The organism is Kluyvera sp. CHPC 1.2972, from assembly GCF_036759925.1.
Classification (GTDB): domain Bacteria; phylum Pseudomonadota; class Gammaproteobacteria; order Enterobacterales; family Enterobacteriaceae; genus Kluyvera.
The window spans coordinates 58,307-75,269 of record NZ_JAPKIB010000011.1 but is presented as its reverse complement, the minus strand read 5'-3'; the positions used below and the strand labels follow the sequence as shown (position 1 = coordinate 75,269).

18 protein-coding genes are annotated in these 16,963 nt (G+C 57.8%); 15 read left to right on the top strand and 3 right to left on the bottom strand.

What is annotated here, in order from left to right; translation table 11 throughout:
- Nucleotides 1–1,563, top strand: coding sequence for a methyl-accepting chemotaxis protein (locus V6944_RS16610; RefSeq protein ID WP_333499784.1), 1,563 nt, complete (start codon nt 1–3; stop codon nt 1,561–1,563).
- 73 nt (nt 1,564–1,636) lie between these two features.
- Here V6944_RS16610 and fbp read toward each other — a convergent pair whose 3' ends face one another.
- Nucleotides 1,637–2,635, bottom strand: coding sequence for a class 1 fructose-bisphosphatase (fbp, locus tag V6944_RS16605; protein ID WP_185669138.1), 999 nt, complete (start codon nt 2,633–2,635; stop codon nt 1,637–1,639).
- A gap of 176 nt (nt 2,636–2,811) precedes the next feature.
- On the opposite strand from fbp, the gene mpl reads away from it, so the two are divergent.
- Both mpl and V6944_RS16595 read left to right on the top strand, forming a co-directional pair.
- Complete coding sequence (gene mpl, locus V6944_RS16600) at nt 2,812–4,182, top strand: UDP-N-acetylmuramate:L-alanyl-gamma-D-glutamyl-meso-diaminopimelate ligase (RefSeq protein WP_106927557.1); 1,371 nt, start codon at nt 2,812–2,814, stop codon at nt 4,180–4,182.
- Between the two features lie 154 nt (nt 4,183–4,336).
- Nucleotides 4,337–4,858 carry a GNAT family N-acetyltransferase gene (locus tag V6944_RS16595; protein ID WP_333499738.1) on the top strand — a complete coding sequence of 174 codons (522 nt, stop codon included), beginning with the start codon at nt 4,337–4,339 and terminating at the stop codon, nt 4,856–4,858.
- A gap of 87 nt (nt 4,859–4,945) precedes the next feature.
- Here V6944_RS16595 and yjgA read toward each other — a convergent pair whose 3' ends face one another.
- Complete coding sequence (gene yjgA, locus V6944_RS16590) at nt 4,946–5,497, bottom strand: ribosome biogenesis factor YjgA (RefSeq protein ID WP_185669140.1); 552 nt, start codon at nt 5,495–5,497, stop codon at nt 4,946–4,948.
- Between the two features lie 106 nt (nt 5,498–5,603).
- Here yjgA and pmbA point away from each other — a divergent pair, with 106 nt between their 5' ends.
- The 12 genes from pmbA (at nt 5,604) to V6944_RS16530 (ending at nt 16,390) form a co-directional block, all read left to right on the top strand.
- On the top strand, nt 5,604–6,944 hold the full coding sequence (gene pmbA / locus V6944_RS16585; protein ID WP_333499737.1) for a metalloprotease PmbA: 1,341 nt from the start codon (nt 5,604–5,606) through the stop codon (nt 6,942–6,944).
- A gap of 60 nt (nt 6,945–7,004) precedes the next feature.
- Entirely contained in the window at nt 7,005–7,391 is a 387-nt protein-coding gene (gene cybC / locus V6944_RS16580; RefSeq protein ID WP_333499736.1) for a cytochrome b562, read from the top strand.
- A gap of 301 nt (nt 7,392–7,692) precedes the next feature.
- A complete protein-coding gene (locus V6944_RS16575; RefSeq protein ID WP_333499735.1) occupies nt 7,693–8,031 on the top strand; it encodes a glycine dehydrogenase in 339 nt (112 codons plus the stop codon).
- Between the two features lie 10 nt (nt 8,032–8,041).
- Nucleotides 8,042–8,404, top strand: a complete 363-nt coding sequence (locus V6944_RS16570; protein WP_004206501.1) for an SFCGS family glycine-rich protein — start codon at nt 8,042–8,044, stop codon at nt 8,402–8,404.
- A 2-nt stretch (nt 8,405–8,406) separates the two neighbouring features.
- Nucleotides 8,407–8,706, top strand: a complete 300-nt coding sequence (locus tag V6944_RS16565) for a DUF4312 family protein (protein WP_035892752.1) — start codon at nt 8,407–8,409, stop codon at nt 8,704–8,706.
- Nucleotides 8,707–8,727: 21 nt separating this feature from the next.
- Nucleotides 8,728–9,504: a DUF4311 domain-containing protein gene (locus V6944_RS16560; RefSeq protein WP_333499734.1), complete on the top strand. Its 777-nt coding sequence runs from the start codon at nt 8,728–8,730 to the stop codon at nt 9,502–9,504.
- A gap of 12 nt (nt 9,505–9,516) precedes the next feature.
- Nucleotides 9,517–10,161 (top strand): DUF4310 family protein, encoded by a 645-nt coding sequence (locus tag V6944_RS16555; RefSeq protein ID WP_035892755.1) that lies wholly within the window; start codon nt 9,517–9,519, stop codon nt 10,159–10,161.
- A gap of 42 nt (nt 10,162–10,203) precedes the next feature.
- Nucleotides 10,204–11,337 carry an amidohydrolase/deacetylase family metallohydrolase gene (locus tag V6944_RS16550; protein WP_333499733.1) on the top strand — a complete coding sequence of 378 codons (1,134 nt, stop codon included), beginning with the start codon at nt 10,204–10,206 and terminating at the stop codon, nt 11,335–11,337.
- The gene (locus V6944_RS16545) at nt 11,321–12,439 is read left to right on the top strand and encodes a DgaE family pyridoxal phosphate-dependent ammonia lyase (RefSeq protein WP_333499732.1); all 1,119 of its coding nucleotides are present in this window, start codon (nt 11,321–11,323) and stop codon (nt 12,437–12,439) included. Before V6944_RS16550 ends, V6944_RS16545 begins: the two co-directional genes overlap by 17 nt.
- Entirely contained in the window at nt 12,436–13,176 is a 741-nt protein-coding gene (gene dagF / locus V6944_RS16540) for a 2-dehydro-3-deoxy-phosphogluconate aldolase (protein ID WP_333499731.1), read from the top strand. Before V6944_RS16545 ends, dagF begins: the two co-directional genes overlap by 4 nt.
- 129 nt (nt 13,177–13,305) lie before the next feature.
- Complete coding sequence (locus V6944_RS16535) at nt 13,306–14,457, top strand: lactonase family protein (protein ID WP_333499730.1); 1,152 nt, start codon at nt 13,306–13,308, stop codon at nt 14,455–14,457.
- A 22-nt stretch (nt 14,458–14,479) separates the two neighbouring features.
- Nucleotides 14,480–16,390, top strand: coding sequence for a BglG family transcription antiterminator (locus tag V6944_RS16530; RefSeq protein WP_333499729.1), 1,911 nt, complete (start codon nt 14,480–14,482; stop codon nt 16,388–16,390).
- 17 nt (nt 16,391–16,407) lie between these two features.
- Here V6944_RS16530 and nrdG read toward each other — a convergent pair whose 3' ends face one another.
- The gene (gene nrdG, locus V6944_RS16525) at nt 16,408–16,872 is read right to left on the bottom strand and encodes an anaerobic ribonucleoside-triphosphate reductase-activating protein (RefSeq protein ID WP_333499728.1); all 465 of its coding nucleotides are present in this window, start codon (nt 16,870–16,872) and stop codon (nt 16,408–16,410) included.
- Nucleotides 16,873–16,963 lie beyond the last annotated feature (91 nt).

Here is a 16,963-nt window from a genome sequence, read left to right as displayed (position 1 = left end):
ATGCTAAAAACGCTCTCTATCCGTACCGGCTTGCTGTCCCTGCTCGCCGTGATGACCCTGCTGCTGGTTTTAGTCAGCGGCATCGGCATTTATGCCCTCACCAAAAGCTCCACCTCTCTACAACGCATTGACCATCTGCAAAGCGATCAAATAACCCAGTTGAATGAAGGTTATACATTGTTATTGCGCGCGCGTAACGAAGCCAGCCAGGCGGTCCGCTTGATGGAAATAGGCATGCTTGATGATGCCACCACGGCGGTAAAAGTGCTCAACGGTGAAGTTGCCCAGGGGCAAAAGATCATTGCCGACGTGGGCCAGTCCGCCATGGATGACGCCGACGGTGCGCAGCTGCTGGCGAACGTGACCAAAAGCTTCGAAGCCTACAACACGCAAGGGATCGTGCCGATGCTGGCGGCGCTGAACCAGCAAAACGTTGACGGCTATTACGATCTGCTGGAAAAGACCATGATCCCGGTCTCTCGCCAGTTTGACGATGCGATCCACGCGTTCCAGGACTGGGGCGAGTCTCGCGGCCAGATTGAAGTCGCGGCGGTGCACAGCACCAAAAACCGCGTGCTGGTACTGATGGTTATCGCCATTCTCCTGACCGCAGGCGTGATGGCGCTGGGCTGGCTGCAGCTGCGTCATCTGCTGCTTAAACCGCTAGCGGCGGCGATTGGCCAACTGGAGCAGGTGGCGGCGGGGGATTTAACCTATTCACCGCTGAAGGCGAGCAGCGCGGAGATTAAGCGCCTGAACGTGGCGATTGCCGGTATGCGCGAGTCGATGATGAACTCAGTGATGCGCGTGCGGGATGCCAGTTCGCAGATTGACGTTGGCAGCCGCGAGCTGACGGCGGGTAACAACCATCTGGCGCAGCGCACCGAGTCGACGGCGACGTCGCTTGAGCAGACCGCGGCCAGCATGGAGGAGATCACCGCCACCGTGAAGCAGAACGCCGATAACGCCGACCAGGCGCACAAGCTGGCGCAGGAGGTTTCCGATACCGCCGACCGCGGTAGCGAAATGGTCTGCTACGTGATTGAAAAAATGCAGGATATTTCCGGCAGCGCCAACCGCATCGCCGATATCCTCAGCGTGATTGATGGGATTGCCTTCCAGACCAATATTCTGGCGCTAAACGCCTCAGTAGAAGCGGCGCGCGCGGGTGAGCAGGGTCGCGGATTCGCGGTGGTGGCGGGTGAAGTGCGTAACCTGGCAAGCCGCAGCGCGGATGCCGCCAAAGAGATTCGTCAGCTGATTTCCGCCTCACAAACTCACGTCAGCGAAGGCAGCGACCTGGCGCAGCAGGCGGGGGAAACCATGGATGAGATTGCCAGTGAAGTGATGCGCATGACCAAGCTGATGCGCGAAATTGCCAGCGCGTCGCAGGAGCAGAGCCGCGGCATTGAGCAGGTGAATATTGCGGTAAGCCAGATGGATGAAACCGCGCAGCAGAACGCGGCGCTGGTACAGCAGTCGTCGGCGGCAACCCGTTCGCTGGAAGAGCAGTCGCAGGCGCTGGTGGCCGCGATGTCTTCATTCCGGTTGCAGGTGTCGTAGCGAGGTTACCCCCTCACCCTAACCCTCTCCCCACGGGGGAGAGGGCCGGGGTGAGGGGGCATCCTCAATAAGATTACGCGTCCGGGAACTCGCGAATCAAACGCTCAACGTCTTCCACCATATGGTCGTTACCGACGAAGAACGAACGACGCTGGTGCAGCGTTTCCGGCACGATATCCAGAATACGCTCTTTCCCATCGCTGGCCTTACCGCCGGCCTGTTCCGCGAGGAACGCCATCGGGTTGCACTCATACAGCAGACGCAGCTTCCCATCCGGGTGGCTGGCGGTGCTTGGGTACAGGTAGATCCCGCCTTTCAGCAGGTTGCGGTGGAAATCGGCCACCAGAGAACCGATGTAGCGTGAGGTGTACGGGCGCTGCGTGGACTTATCTTCTTCCTGGCAGAACTTGATGTACTTCTTCACCCCGTTCGGGAACTTGATGTAGTTACCTTCGTTGATAGAGTAGGTGCTACCGCGCTGAGGGAAGCGCATACGCTCCTGGCACAGGCAGAACACGCCCAGCGACGGGTCGTAGGTAAAGGCGTGCACGCCGCAGCCGGTGGTGTACACCAACATAGTGGAGGAGCCGTAAACCACATAGCCCGCGGCGACCTGGCGGTTACCCGGCTGCAGGAAATCTTCTTCGGTGACCGGCGTGCCCACTGGGGTTACGCGACGGTAGATAGAGAAGATAGTACCGACAGAGACGTTAACGTCGATATTAGATGAGCCATCCAGCGGGTCCATCAGGACCACATACTTCGCGTGTTCACAGCCGTCGAATACGACAATTTCGTCTTCTTCTTCGGAGGCGATACCGGCGACGATGTCACGGGCGCGGAGTGCGGCTTTCAGCTTCTCGTTTGCGAACAAATCGAGCTTTTGTTGTACTTCTCCCTGTACGTTTTCTGCGCCGCTGGCACCCAGGATATCGACCAGACCGGCCTTATTGATATCGCGGTGGATGATCTTGGCACCTAACTTTATTGCCGACAACAAAGCAGTGAGCTCACCGGTAGCATGAGAGAACTCGTGCTGCTTTTCGACAATAAATTCACCTAACGTTTTCATAACACTTTCCCTGACAGTGGATGTTGAGTAAAACGACTGCAACAATCTTAACAAAGAATAAAAAAAAATCGCACTGGTGAATCGCGCCAGCAAACTACGGAATATCCTGAAATGCGTTTATCTGCCGGCAAACATATGGGTAAAATGCGGGGCAGATAAAAAAAGGATAGTGACGTATGCGCATTCATATTTTGGGTATTTGTGGCACCTTCATGGGCGGTCTGGCGATGCTGGCTCGCTCGCTGGGTCATGAAGTCACGGGTTCGGATGCCAATGTGTATCCCCCGATGAGCACGCTGCTTGAAAAGCAAGGTATTGATTTAATTCAGGGTTATGACGCAAGCCAGCTTGACCCGCAGCCGGATCTGGTGATCATCGGCAACGCCATGACGCGCGGTAACCCGTGTGTAGAAGCGGTGCTGGAGAAGAACATTCCGTATATGTCCGGCCCGCAGTGGCTGCACGACTTCGTGCTGCGCGATCGCTGGGTTGTGGCGGTTGCCGGTACCCACGGCAAAACCACCACCGCCGGTATGGCGACCTGGATCCTCGAAGAGTGCGGCTACAAGCCGGGCTTTGTGATCGGCGGCGTACCGGGGAACTTCGAGGTTTCCGCGCGTCTGGGCGACAGCCCGTTCTTCGTGATTGAAGCCGATGAATACGACTGCGCCTTCTTCGATAAGCGTTCCAAATTCGTGCATTACTGCCCGCGTACGCTGATCCTCAACAACCTTGAGTTCGATCACGCGGACATCTTCGACGATCTGAAAGCTATCCAGAAACAGTTCCACCACCTGGTGCGCATCGTTCCGGGCCAGGGCCGTATCATCCTGCCGGAAAACGACGCCAACCTGAAACAGGTGATGGCGATGGGCTGCTGGAGCGAGCAGGAGCTAGTGGGCGAGCAGGGCCACTGGCAGGCGAAAAAACTCAATACCGACGCCTCCGAGTGGGAAGTGCTGCTCGACGGTGAAAAAGTCGGTGAAGTGAAATGGGGCCTGGTCGGCGAACACAACATGCATAACGGTCTGATGGCGATTGCCGCCGCGCGTCATGTGGGTGTGACACCAGCCGATGCCGCCAACGCGCTGGGCAGCTTTATCAACGCCCGTCGTCGTCTGGAGCTTCGTGGTGAAGCCAACGGCGTTTGCGTTTATGACGACTTCGCGCACCACCCAACGGCTATCCTCGCGACGCTGCAAGCGCTGCGCGGCAAAGTGGGCGGTACCGCGAAAATCATCGCCGTGCTGGAACCGCGCTCGAACACCATGAAAATGGGCGTCTGCAAAGACGACCTGGCGCCGTCTCTGGGCCGCGCTGATGAAGTGTTCCTGCTGCAGCCGCAGCACATTCCGTGGCAGGTCGCGGAAGTGGCAGAAGCCTGTGTGCAGCCTGCACACTGGAGCGCTGACGTGGATACGCTGGCCGATATGATTGTGAAGAGCGCCGAGCCTGGCGACCATATTCTGGTGATGAGTAACGGCGGCTTCGGCGGCATTCATCAGAAACTGCTCGATGGGCTGGCGAAGAAAGCGCAGCAGGAGTAATTCGCCTGGCTTTGCGCTGAGCGGGTTACCCCCTCACCCTAACCCTCTCCCCACGGGGGAGAGGGGATCGCCCGGTTTTCTCCCTCGCCCCTTTGGGGAGAGGGTCGGGGTGAGGGGGGCTCGCTCAATCCAGCCCATTCCCCGGAACCTAAAAATGCTCACCGCAAAAAAAATCACCACCACCGACTCCGTCCTTTTCCCCCCACTGGACGCCCTTTACACCCACGCCTTCCCCTGGCACGAACAGCGCGAACTCCCCGCCAAGCAGCGCGCGCTTAACTCCCCGCACTACGCGCTGGAAGCGTGGTTCGATGGTGAACAGTTTATTGGCATGAGCGGATGCTGGGCGTTCGACGGCTACGTCTATATTGAACATCTGGCGGTCGACAGCAGCCTGCGTTCCCAGGGCTACGGCAAACGTCTGCTGGGGCAAATCCTCGAGCGCGCACCGAAAACCATTCTGGAAATCGACCCGCTGACCACCGAGATAGCCCACAAGCGCCTGCGTTTCTATGAAAGCATGGGATTCTTCGCCAACCCGTGGCCGCACGCGCACCCGACCTATCATGCCGACATTGCCGATCACGAACTCATTGTGCTGAGCTACCCGCAGCCGATTGACGAAGCGCAGTACCAGCGCTTCAACCATGATTTGTGCCAGATTGTGATGGCATGAAAGTCGCCCGGCCGAGCAGCGCGACGCCGGGATGTTGCACAAGACGGGCAAAAAAATACCCTCACGAAGAGGGCATTTTCTTGACACTTAGTCCTGGTGTTCGGACAGCTCGCGCAGATACTGGAAGATCTGGCGGGAAGATTTTGGCGGCTTATTGCCGGCTTTTTCTTTCCTGGCGTTACGCACCAGTGAACGCAGCTGCTGACGGTCGGCGTCAGGCCACAGGTTCATCACTTCTTCGATGGCTTCATCGCTACCGTCAACCATACGGTCACGCAGCTGTTCCAGTTTATGGAACACAACAACCTGCTGGTTGTGGCGGTTTTTCAGCTTATCCAGCGCCTGACGGAAAGGTTCTACGTCACGCTGACGCAGCATTTTGCCAATCAGCTGCAGCTGGCGGCGGCGGCCTTCCATCTTAATACGCTGCGCCAGTTCAATGGCGGCGCGCAGGTCGGCGTCCAGCGGGATTTTATCCAGCGCGTTCTTACCGAGCTCAACCAGTTCTACCCCAAGCTTCTTCAGCTCTTCGGCATCACGTTTAATTTCACTCTTGCTGACCCAGATAATTTCATCATCTTCGTCTTCGATATCATCACCGGGGACGTCGTCGAGCCAGTCTTCGGGCTGCTTTGTCATTTCAGGCTCCTTAAAAAAGAGGCTAATACTAACAGCTTGAGCGCATACTGAGAAAGGGTTCTCTGTTAGACTTCATTTAACTTTACCTCAGATTATGGCTTAGACGATGAAAGTGATCACACAAGTTGCACAACAACGTATTGCGCTGGAAAAAGCGGTCTCTATGGCGCTGGAACTGGCAGCCACTCAATCAGACGGCGCGGAAGTGGCGGTCAGTAAAACCACCGGCATCGGCGTAAGCACCCGTTATGGTGAAGTCGAAAACGTCGAATTTAACAGCGATGGGGCGCTGGGGATTACCGTCTATCACCAGAACCGTAAAGGCAGTGCGTCGTCCACCGACCTGAGCCCGGATGCTATCGCCCGTACCGTACAGGCGGCGCTGGATATCGCGCGCTACACCTCGCCGGACCCCTGTGCAGGCGTGGCAGATAAAGAGTTACTGGCCTTTGAAGCCCCGGATCTTGACCTGTTCCACCCGGCGGAAGTCTCCCCGGATGAAGCCATCGAAATGGCGGCCCGCGCTGAGCAGGCTTCACTGAAAGCCGACAAACGCATTACCAACACCGAAGGCGGCAGCTTCAACAGCCACTACGGTATTAAAGTCTTTGGCAACAGCCATGGCATGCTGCAAAGCTACTGTTCTACCCGTCATTCCCTGTCCAGCTGCGTGATTGCCGAAGTGAACGGCGACATGGAGCGTGACTACGCTTATACCATCGGCCGCGCGCTGGGTGACCTGCAGTCCCCGGAATGGGTTGGTGAAGAGTGCGCGCGTCGCACCCTGTCCCGCCTGGAGCCGCGTAAGCTCTCCACCATGAAAGCGCCGGTGATTTTTGCCAACGAAGTCGCAACCGGGCTGTTTGGCCACCTGGTGGGCGCCATTGCTGGCGGTTCGGTGTACCGTAAATCGACCTTCCTGCTGGACTCTCTCGGCAAGCAAATTCTGCCTGAATGGCTGACCATTGAAGAGCACCCGCATCTGCTGAAAGGGCTGGCGTCTACGCCGTTTGATGGTGAAGGCGTGCGCACCGAACGTCGCGACATCATCAAAGACGGCGTGCTGACCCAGTGGCTGCTGACCAACTACTCCGCGCGTAAGCTGGGTCTGAAGAGCACCGGCCACGCGGGCGGCATCCACAACTGGCGTATTGCCGGTCGCGGCCTGAGTTTTGAAAAGTTGCTTAAAGAGATGGGCACGGGTCTTGTCGTGACTGAACTGATGGGGCAGGGTGTTAGCGGCATCACCGGCGACTACTCTCGCGGTGCATCCGGCTTCTGGGTTGAGAACGGCGAAATTCAGTATCCGGTGAGTGAAATCACCATCGCTGGCAACCTGAAAGACATGTGGCGCAATATGGTCACTATCGCCGACGATATTGAGACACGCAGTAACATTCAATGTGGTTCCGTACTGCTTCCGGAGATGAAAATCGCCGGACAGTAATCACGTATTGGGCGCATCCTGCTGCGCCCGTTCGCTTAAATAATAAAAAGGAAGTGAGCAATGCGTAAAAAACTGGTAGCGATGCTGGCGGTCTCCGCGCTGGCGCTGGGTTCGGCTTCTGCCTTTGCCGACCTGGGCGAAGATATGGACACCCTGGCGGAAAATCTGCAGGTCGTGCAGAAGACCACCGATGCGGGTGAGCTGAAAGCGGCGCTGACGAAGATGCGTACCGCCGCGGAAGACGCCAAAAAAGAGACCCCGCCGAAGCTGGAAGGCAAAGCGGCTGACAGCGCAGAAATGAAAGACTATCACCATGGGATGGATACGCTGATTGGTCAGATTGACGGTGCGCTGAAGCTGGCGAACGAGGGCAAAGTGAAAGAAGCCCAGGCCGCCGCGGAAGATTTCAAAACCACCCGCAACGAGAACCACAAGAAGTTCCGCTAATCTTATCTCCGGAAGGCGTCGCCCTGACGCCTTCCGTCTTTCCTCTCCGAAAATTTCCCGAAAAACTTCACCGATATCACACTTTTCACCTTCGTTTTGCCATTCGCCTTTCCAATGACCTTGTCCCTCAGACGTGACATTCATCACGCGAATATATCGAAATCGTTACTTTCGTGGCGAATGTGTGAATTCGATCACTCAAGCCGTCTACCTTTCCACTTCGAAGTGGAAAACAACTCGCTACAAACTCCCATCCCCCGGCGTTAGGTTTATCCCCAGAGACATTAGCGGGGTAACACGAGTGAATAACGGAGCGGTAATACACGACGCAGGGGAGCAGGCGCTACAGACCGAACGGCTGGCCGACAAGATGTTGCAGCAGGTGTTCGCACTGTTACGCTGCCGCGATATCACCCCTAACGACGTGCAGGAGCAAATGCTGACCTCCCACGTGCGGGCCATGGCCCACCGGTCCATCAGCGGCGAGCCGCTGCCGGAAGTGGATGAAAGCCTGTTTGAAGAGATTTCTGACGATTCAATGATGCTTGCCCGCGAAGTGGTCGCGGAGTTTGGCAACCTGCCTGATGAAGAGGCCTGGCTGCTCTCCGTTCACTTCGAAGTAGCAAAAGACAACCTGTAAGGAGCAACAAATGGAACAGATCACCGTAGTAATTGGCGACCGCCTGGGTAAAGGACAAAAAGTTGCCGCTGGCGCGGAAAAAGCCGGTGCTCGTGCAGTTGTGGTACCGGGCGTCGCCGCCGACATGAAGCTGGGCGACATGATGAAGGCCGAGAACGCGACCTTCGGTATCTCCTTCTGCGGTAGCGGTGGTGCGGGTGCTATCACCGCGCAGACCAAATATGGCTACAAAGCGAAATACGGCATGCGTTCGGTGGAAGAGGGCGTGACCGCCATCAACGAAGGCTGCAACGTGCTGGGCTTCGGCTTTATGGACAAAGAAGAGCTGGGTGAACGCCTGGTAGAGGCCTGGAAGAAGAAGTACGGCGCTTGAGTATGAAAGAGCAATTCACCACCACGGTGAGGGTCACGGGCAAAGGCGAGAGCAAAACACGGGCGTTCGCCGATGCCCTGAACCACGTGCAGGCAGCGGTGATGAAAACATCATCGCGCATCTTACTGCGTATTGAGCCACAGGATGTGCAGGTTGTTCATGCGCGCGAAGCGGTACGAAAAGAGGCGTTCTTATTCTTCTTTTTACGCCGTGAACGACGAGCGTACAGCGTGGAGCTGGACGTGACCGTCAACGTGACCGCCATCGATATCGATAAAGTGGATTTCGTCACGCAAACCTGATTTTCACCAAAGGGTCAGACTATGTTCCTGATAATTTTAATAAAATCGCTCATTATCGGCGGCCTGGTTGGCGTCGGCGTGGGCGCCGGAGCGGCACGCATGTTTCACGCGCCCACCACGCAGGGGATGGGGGCGTTTCGTACGTTGGGCGAGCTGAACTCCTGCGAAGGCGATCCGGCTTCTCACTTCTCCTTTGGCCTCGGCTTCTTCTTTAATGCCTGGGCTTCTTCCGTCGCAGCCGGTTCCTTCACCCAGGACGTTGACCACCGCATTATCCCGAACTGGGGCGCGGCGGCACTGATGGTGAAAAATCGCAACGTCGGCGAGACGCTGCATGACCCACGCAAAATGGCGATTGCCTGCGGCATCATCGGCATGATTGTGGTGGCCTTCCTTAACCTGACGGCCTCGTCCGTACCGCAGGCGCTGCAGGTCACCGCCGTTAAGGTACTGGTTCCGGCAGCCAACCTGCTGGTGAACACCGTCATGCCGGTTATTTTCTGGCTGGCAGCGATTGATGCCGGTAAGAAATCAGGCTTCTGGGCCACCATCTTCGGCGGCGCAGCGCAGCTGATTATGGGTAACGCCGTACCGGGCCTGGTGCTGGGTATTCTGATTGGTAAGGGTGTTGAAGAGAGCGGCTGGCATCGCGTCACCAAAGTGATGATGGGTGCGATTATTGCGCTGTTCGTCCTGAGCGCCTTCTTCCGCGGCTTCGACATGAAGATGATCGAATCCTTCCACCTGACCGTACCGAACTGGCTGGAACTGATCCACAGCTCAATCAGCGGCAAATAACGGGAGCCTGACATGGAACAAAATAAAGGTTTTTGGTATGCCGACTGGTCGTTCCCGATCTTCGTTGGCCTGCTCTCCTCCGGCGTGTTCGCCGGGACGCATATGTACTACCTCTACGGCATCGGCGCTTTCAACGAAGTGGCCTTCGTGGCGATGCTGAAAGCCGGGATTGATACCGGGGCTTACGGTGCCGTTGCTGCGTTCGGCGCGAGCTTCCTGTTCGCCCGTATCATCGAAGGTTCGCTGGTGGGCATTCTGGACATCGGCGGGGCTATCCAGACCGGCGTGGGGCTTGGGGTGCCAGCGCTGCTGCTGGGCGCGGGCATCATGTTCCCGGTGACCAACTTTATCGCCTCCCTGATTACCGGGCTGGTGATTGGCCTGGCGATTGGCTACATCATCATCCTGGCGCGTAAGTTCACCATTAACCAGAGCGACTCCACCTACGGGGCCGACGTAATGATGGGCGCAGGTAATGCCTCCGGCCGCTTCCTTGGCCCGTTGATTATCCTCAGCGCCATGACCGCTTCGATTCCTATCGGTGTGGGCTCACTGATTGGCGCGCTGATTTTCTATGTCTGGCAGAAGCCGATTACCGGTGGCGCCATTCTGGGCGCGATGCTGCTGGGCTCTATCTTCCCGGTAGCGATTAGTTAAACCCTGCGGGCGCTCTGGCGCCCGTCTTAACAGGAGAGAGATATGTTTGATTTACTCCTGCGCCGTGCGCGCCTCGTCGACGATACCCTGACTGATATCGCCATCAAGGACGGTTCAATCGCGGCGCTGGGCGAGATTAGCGCGCCTGCCCTGAAAACCATCGACCTTGACGGCAAATACTACGCCAGCGCTGGCTGGATTGACTCCCACGTCCACTGCTACCCGAACTCACCGATTTATCACGACGAACCGGACAGCGTGGGTATCGTCACCGGCGTGACCACCGTGATTGATGCTGGCAGCACCGGGGCCGATGACGTGGACGATTTCTACCAGTTGACCCGCAAAGCGGCGACCGACGTCTATGCGCTGCTCAACATCTCCCGCGTCGGGCTGATTGCCCAGAATGAACTGGCCAATATGGCCAATATCGATGCGGAAGCGGTGAAGCAGGCGGTGGCGCGCCACCCGGACTTTATCGTCGGCCTGAAAGCGCGCATGAGCAGCAGCGTGGTCGGCGAAAACGGTATTACGCCGCTGGAGCGTGGCAAAGCCATCCAGAAAGAAAACGGCGACCTGCCGCTGATGGTGCACATTGGCAACAACCCGCCAAACCTCGATGAAATTGCCGAACTGCTGAGCTCCGGCGACATCATCACCCACTGCTATAACGGCAAACCGAACCGTATTCTGACGCCGGAAGGTGAACTGCGCGGCTCCATCGTACGTGCCTTAAAGCGCGGCGTGCGCCTCGACGTCGGTCACGGCACCGCCAGCTTCAGCTTTGAAGTGGCCCGCCGGGCGATTGCAATGGGCATTCTGCCGCACACCATCAGCTCCGATATCTACTGCCGTAACCGCATCGACGGCCCGGTACGCTCGCTGGCGCTGGTGATGTCGAAGTTCCTCGCCATCGGTATGTCGCTGCCGCAGGTTATTGACTGCGTCACCGCCCATGCCGCCGACGGCCTGCGCCTGACCCGTAAAGGGCAACTGGCGGTGGGATATGACGCGGACCTGACGCTGTTTACCGTTGCCCAGACGCCAACGGTGCTGGTGGATGCGGAAAAAGAGAGCCTTCAGGCTGACAAGATTTTGCTGCCGCTTGCCGCGATTCGCGCAGGCAAGGGCTATCTGACCGAACAAGGGAGTGCGGAAAATGCCTTCGATTTTTGAGAAATACGATTTAAAACAGGTGATTAATACCTCCGGCCGTATGACGATCCTCGGCGTCTCTACGCCGCGTCCGGAAGTGGTAGAAGCCGCGATGGCGGGCATGAACCAGTACTTCGAGATGAAAGACCTGGTGAATAAAACCGGCGCCTACATTGCGAAGCTGCTGGACGTAGAAGGGGCGACCGTCGTCTCCTGCGCCTCCGCCGGGATTGCGCAGTCGGTGGCGGCGGTGCTGGTAAAAGACAGCGACTGGCTGCTGGAAAACCTGCACGTTACCCCGATTGAAAACAACGAAATCGTGCTGCCGAAAGGCCACAACGTCAACTTCGGCGCACCGGTCGGCACCATGGTAGCGCTGGGCGGCGGCAAGTTAGTGGAAGCGGGCTACGCCAACGAATGTTCTGCCGACCAGCTGGCGGCGGCTATCACCCCGCGTACCGCAGCCATTTTGTACATTAAATCTCACCACTGCGTGCAGAAAAGCATGCTCAACGTGGCGCAGGCCGCGGCGGTCGCGCGCAGCCACAATCTGCCGCTGATTGTTGATGCGGCGGCGGAAGAAGATTTACAGGCCTACTACCGTGCGGGCGCGGACCTGGTTATCTACAGCGGCGCGAAGGCCATTGAAGGGCCAACCAGCGGACTGGTTATCGGTAAAACCCAGTACGTGGAGTGGGTCAAACGTCAGTCGAACGGCATTGGTCGTGCGATGAAAGTGGGCAAAGAGGGCATTCTTGGCCTGACCTGCGCCATCGAACATTACCTGACGGCGACCAAAGAGAGCGGCGAAGAGATGGTGGCGAAAATGACCCCATTCATCAATCAGCTTAATACGCTCAACGGCGTGACCGCCCGCGTGGTGTGGGATAGCGCGGGCCGCGACATTGCGCGCGCCGAGATTAAATTTGATGAAGCCGTGACCGGCGTTCACACCGGTGACCTGGTGGCGGCGCTGAAGCAGGGCGAATACGCCATTTACTTCCGCGGCTACAAGGCCAACGAAGGCATTATCGAAGCCGATGTTCGCAGCGTGGATGCGCAGCAGCTGGAGATTGTCTCCCGCCGTATTGCTGAAGTCTTAAACCAGGAGAAAAAAGCATGAAACTGACCCCAAACTTTTACCGTGACCGCGTCTGCCTGAACGTTCTGGCAGGCAGTAAGCAGAACGCCAGCGAGATTTACGAAGCGGCGGAAGGTCATGTGCTGGTGGGCGTGCTCTCCAAAAACTATCCGGACATCGCCAGCGCGGTGGCCGATATGCGTGAATACGCAAAGCTGATTGATAACGCACTGTCTGTCGGCCTGGGCGCAGGCGATCCGAACCAGTCGGCGATGGTCAGCGAAATTTCCCGCCAGGTGCAGCCGCAGCACGTTAACCAGGTCTTCACCGGCGTCGGCACCAGCCGCGCGCTGTTGGGGCAGAACGAGACCGTGGTCAACGGCCTGGTATCGCCAACCGGCACCGTCGGCAGGGTGAAAATCTCCACCGGCCCGCTCTCCAGCAACGCGCCGGACGGTATTGTGCCGCTGGAGACTGCCATTGCCCTGCTGAAAGATATGGGCGGCAGCTCGATTAAATACTTCCCGATGGGCGGCCTGAAGCATCGCGATGAGTTTGTTGCGGTAGCTGAAGCCTGCGCGCGCCATGATTTCTGGCTGGAGCCAACCGGCGGGATTGACCTCGATAACTACGGTGAAATCCTGAAAATTGCGCTGGATGCTGGCGTTAGCAAAATTATCCCCCATATCTATAGCTCGATTATTGATAAGGCGAGCGGGAATACGCGTCCGGCGGATGTGCGTCAGCTGCTGGAAATCACGAAACAGCTTGTTAAGTAGTGCGATTGTCCCCCTCACCCTAACCCTCTCCCCACGGGGAGAGGGGACCGCCTGGTTTTCTCCCTCGCCCCTTTGGGGAGAGGGCCGGGGTGAGGGGGAAAACCCCCACCGAACCATCAAGGAGTCACCATGCCAACCGCTCGTCACCTGCTTGTTGCTTCACTCTCTCTGCTTGCCGCCAGCGCCGTCGCGCAAACCCAGTACGCCTGGGTGGGAACCTACAACCCTAACGGCGAAGGTCTGTACCGTTTTACCGTCGATGGAAAAACCGGCGAGCTGCGCGATAAAGCGCTCGTCAGTTCGCTGCCGAACGTCGCGCAGCTGACCGTCAGCCAGGATGGCAAAACTCTGTACGCCGCCAGCGAAGTAGAAAAAGGTGTGGTGCAAGCGTGGCGCATTGCCGCGAGCGGCGAGCTTAGCGAGCTGAATCAGGTGGCTTCCGGCGGCGCGGGCCCGGTCTATCTCTCGCTGACGCCAGATGGTCGCCATCTGCTGGTGGCGAACTACGTGAGTGGCTCGATTGCCGTCCTGCCGGTGAAAGAAGACGGCAGCCTGGGTGAGGCGGTGGATGTGCATCAGGATCAAGGCCCTGCGGGCGCAGCGCGACCGGCTGCGGCGGTTGAAGGCAGCTTTGCCGTCAGCGATCATAACGGCCCGCATGCCCATATGATCTCGGCCGATCCGAGCGGGAAGTTTGTCTTTTCGACCGATCTGGGGCTGGACAGGATCTATCAGTACCGTATGGACAGCGCCAGCGGCAAGCTGACGCCGAACGACCCGCCGTTTATCGCCGCATCGTCCGCCGGGGCGGGGCCGCGACATTTTGTCTTCACGCCTGCCGGGAATGGACTATGGTTGATTAACGAAGAAGCTTCCACGCTGACGTTTTATCACCTCGATAAACAGAGCGGACTGCTGCGCGAAGGGAAAACGGTCTCTGCCTTACCGAAAGAGTACAAAGGCACCAGCTTTGCCGCCGGTCTGGTATTAAGCCAGGACGGCAAACAGCTGTACGTCGCTAACCGCTTACACAACAGTATCGCCCACTTTACCGTGATGGCCGATGGCACCCTGAAACATCAGGATGACATCTGGACGCGTGGCGACTATCCGCGAACGTTAACGCTGGATAAGCAAGGGCACTGGCTCTATGTGATGAATCAGCGTAGCGACAATATCACCCGCTTTAGCGTAGCGCCGAAGGACGGAAAACTGACGTTCTCCCTGGACTACACCCCGGTTGGCAGCCCATCCCAGATGGTGATTTCTGCCACCCCTTAAGCCGTAACAGGAAGGAACCGACATGAGATTTCCCAATCAACGTTTAGCGCAACTCTTTACTCTGCTGCAAAACGAAACGCTGCCGCAGGACGAACTGGCGCAGCGCTTGTCGGTTTCGACCCGCACCGTACGCGCCGATATCACCGCGTTAAATGAGCTGTTGATGAATTACGGCGCGCAGTTTGTGTTAACTCGCGGCAGCGGTTATCAGCTGAAGATTGACGATCCTTCGCGCTATCAGACGCTGGAAGAGACCGCACCTAAGCCGCAGCATATTCCCCGCACCGCCCAGGATCGTATTCACTTCCTGCTGGTGCGTTTTCTGACGTCGGCGTTCTCCATCAAGCTTGAGGATCTCGCCGACGAGTGGTTTGTCAGCCGTGCGACGCTGCAAGGCGATATGGTAGAGGTGCGCGAGCGCTTTCAGCGCTATCAGCTGACGCTGGAGACCCGCCCGCGCCACGGCATGAAGCTGTTTGGCAGCGAGGTATCGATTCGCGCCTGTCTGACCGACCTGCTGTGGGAGCTCAGCCAGCAGGGGCCGCTGAACCCGATGATCCGCCAGGAAGCGTTTGATGATAGCGTGCCAGCCATGCTGGAGGCCGTGCTGGAAGAGACGCTTATCCGTCATCATGTGCGCCTGACCGATGTCGGGGAGCGCTTTATCTGCCTGTACGGTGCGGTCGTCGCGCGCCGCGTAAGCGACGGCTATCCGCTGGCAGATTTCAGCGCCGAAGAGGTCGCGCAGAACGTGCGCGATGTCGCTCATGATGTGGCCAGCGCGTTGCAAAAGCTCACCGGAAAGCCGTTCTCCCAGGCTGAAGAAGCCTGGCTGTGTGTGCATATCGCCGCCCGGCAGGTGCAGGACGTCGACCCGGAAACCATCAGCGCCGACGACGATGAAGCGCTGGTGAACTACATCCTGCGCTATATCAATCAGCAGTATAACTACAACCTGCTGGAGGACGCGCAGCTGCATGCGGACTTGCTGACCCACATTAAGACCATGATCACCCGCGTGCGCTACCAGATTATGATCCCTAACCCGCTGCTCGATAACATCAAGCAGCACTACCCGATGGCGTGGGATATGACGCTGGCGGCGGTTTCAAGCTGGGGGAAATATACCCCTTACACCATCAGCGAAAACGAAATCGGTTTTCTGGTGCTGCACATCGGCGTGGGGTTAGAGCGTCACTACAATATCGGCTACCAGCGCCAGCCGAAGGTGCTGCTGGTGTGCGATGCCGGTAACGCCATGGTGCGGGTGATTGAAGCCATTCTGCAGCGTAAATATCCGCAGGTAGAGATTGCCGCTACGCTGTCCCAGCGCGAGTACGAACAGCTGGAGAGCGTGAGCGAAGATTTTGTCATTTCCACGGTGCGTATCAGCGAAAAAGAGAAGCCGGTTGTTACCATTTCACCGTTCCCTACGGATTACCAGCTGGACCAGATTGGCAAGCTGGTGCTGGTCGACCGCACGCGCCCGTGGATGTTGAACAAGTTCTTCGACGCCGCCCATTTTCGGGTTATCGACGGCCCGATGGACCAGCAGACGCTGTTTGCCGAACTCTGCCAGCAGCTTGAGCAGGAAGGGTTTGTCGACGAAGCGTTCCACGCTTCGGTGGTAGAACGTGAAGCGATTGTTAGCACCATGCTCGGCGATGGCATTGCGCTGCCGCACGCCCTGGGGCTGCTGGCGCAAAAAACCGTGGTCTACACCGTCATTGCCCCGCAGGGCATCGCCTGGGGCGATGAAACCGCCCACATCATCTTCCTGCTGGCGATCAGCAAAAGCGAGTATGAAGAGGCGATGGCTATCTACGATATTTTCGTCACTTTCCTGCGCGAACGCGCCATGACGCGCCTGTCAGCGACCCGCAGCTTTGATGAGTTTAAGGCGGTGGCGATGGAGTGCGTCAGCCGGTTTTGAGCGGCTGACGTAGGGGATTAACGCAGGTGGTGCACGACTTGATTGCTGCTGCCGCGCCAGATAAGCGCCGGGTCTTTTAAGTCCTGCACAAACTTACCGTCGACCAGCACGTTGATCAGATTCACGACTTCCCTCTGCGCGGCGTTCAGTTCGTCAATTTTGTAGCCGGTCCAGACCCAGATATCTTTGCCGGGGCATTCGGCGTGAATGCGCTGAACCAGTTTGAGAATTTCCGGTACGTTTTGCGGGTGCAGCGGGTCGCCGCCGGAGAGGGAAATCCCCTGGCGTTTTACGCGGGTGTCGTTCAGGTCGGCGATGATGCGGTCGGCCATCTCGGCGGTAAACGGCTGACCGGAGTTCACGCGCCAGGTGCTCTTGTTGTAGCAGCCGGGGCATTCGTGAACGCAGCCGGAAACAAACAGCGTGCAGCGTGTACCCGGCCCGTTAACGATGTCGACGGGGTAGTATTGATGGTAATTCATGTTCGCGTTCCAGATTAGCAACCATCGTAGCCCGGACGAGGCGGTACGCCGACTCCGGGACGGCCCCGGCGTCGCTACGCTCGGCCGGGCT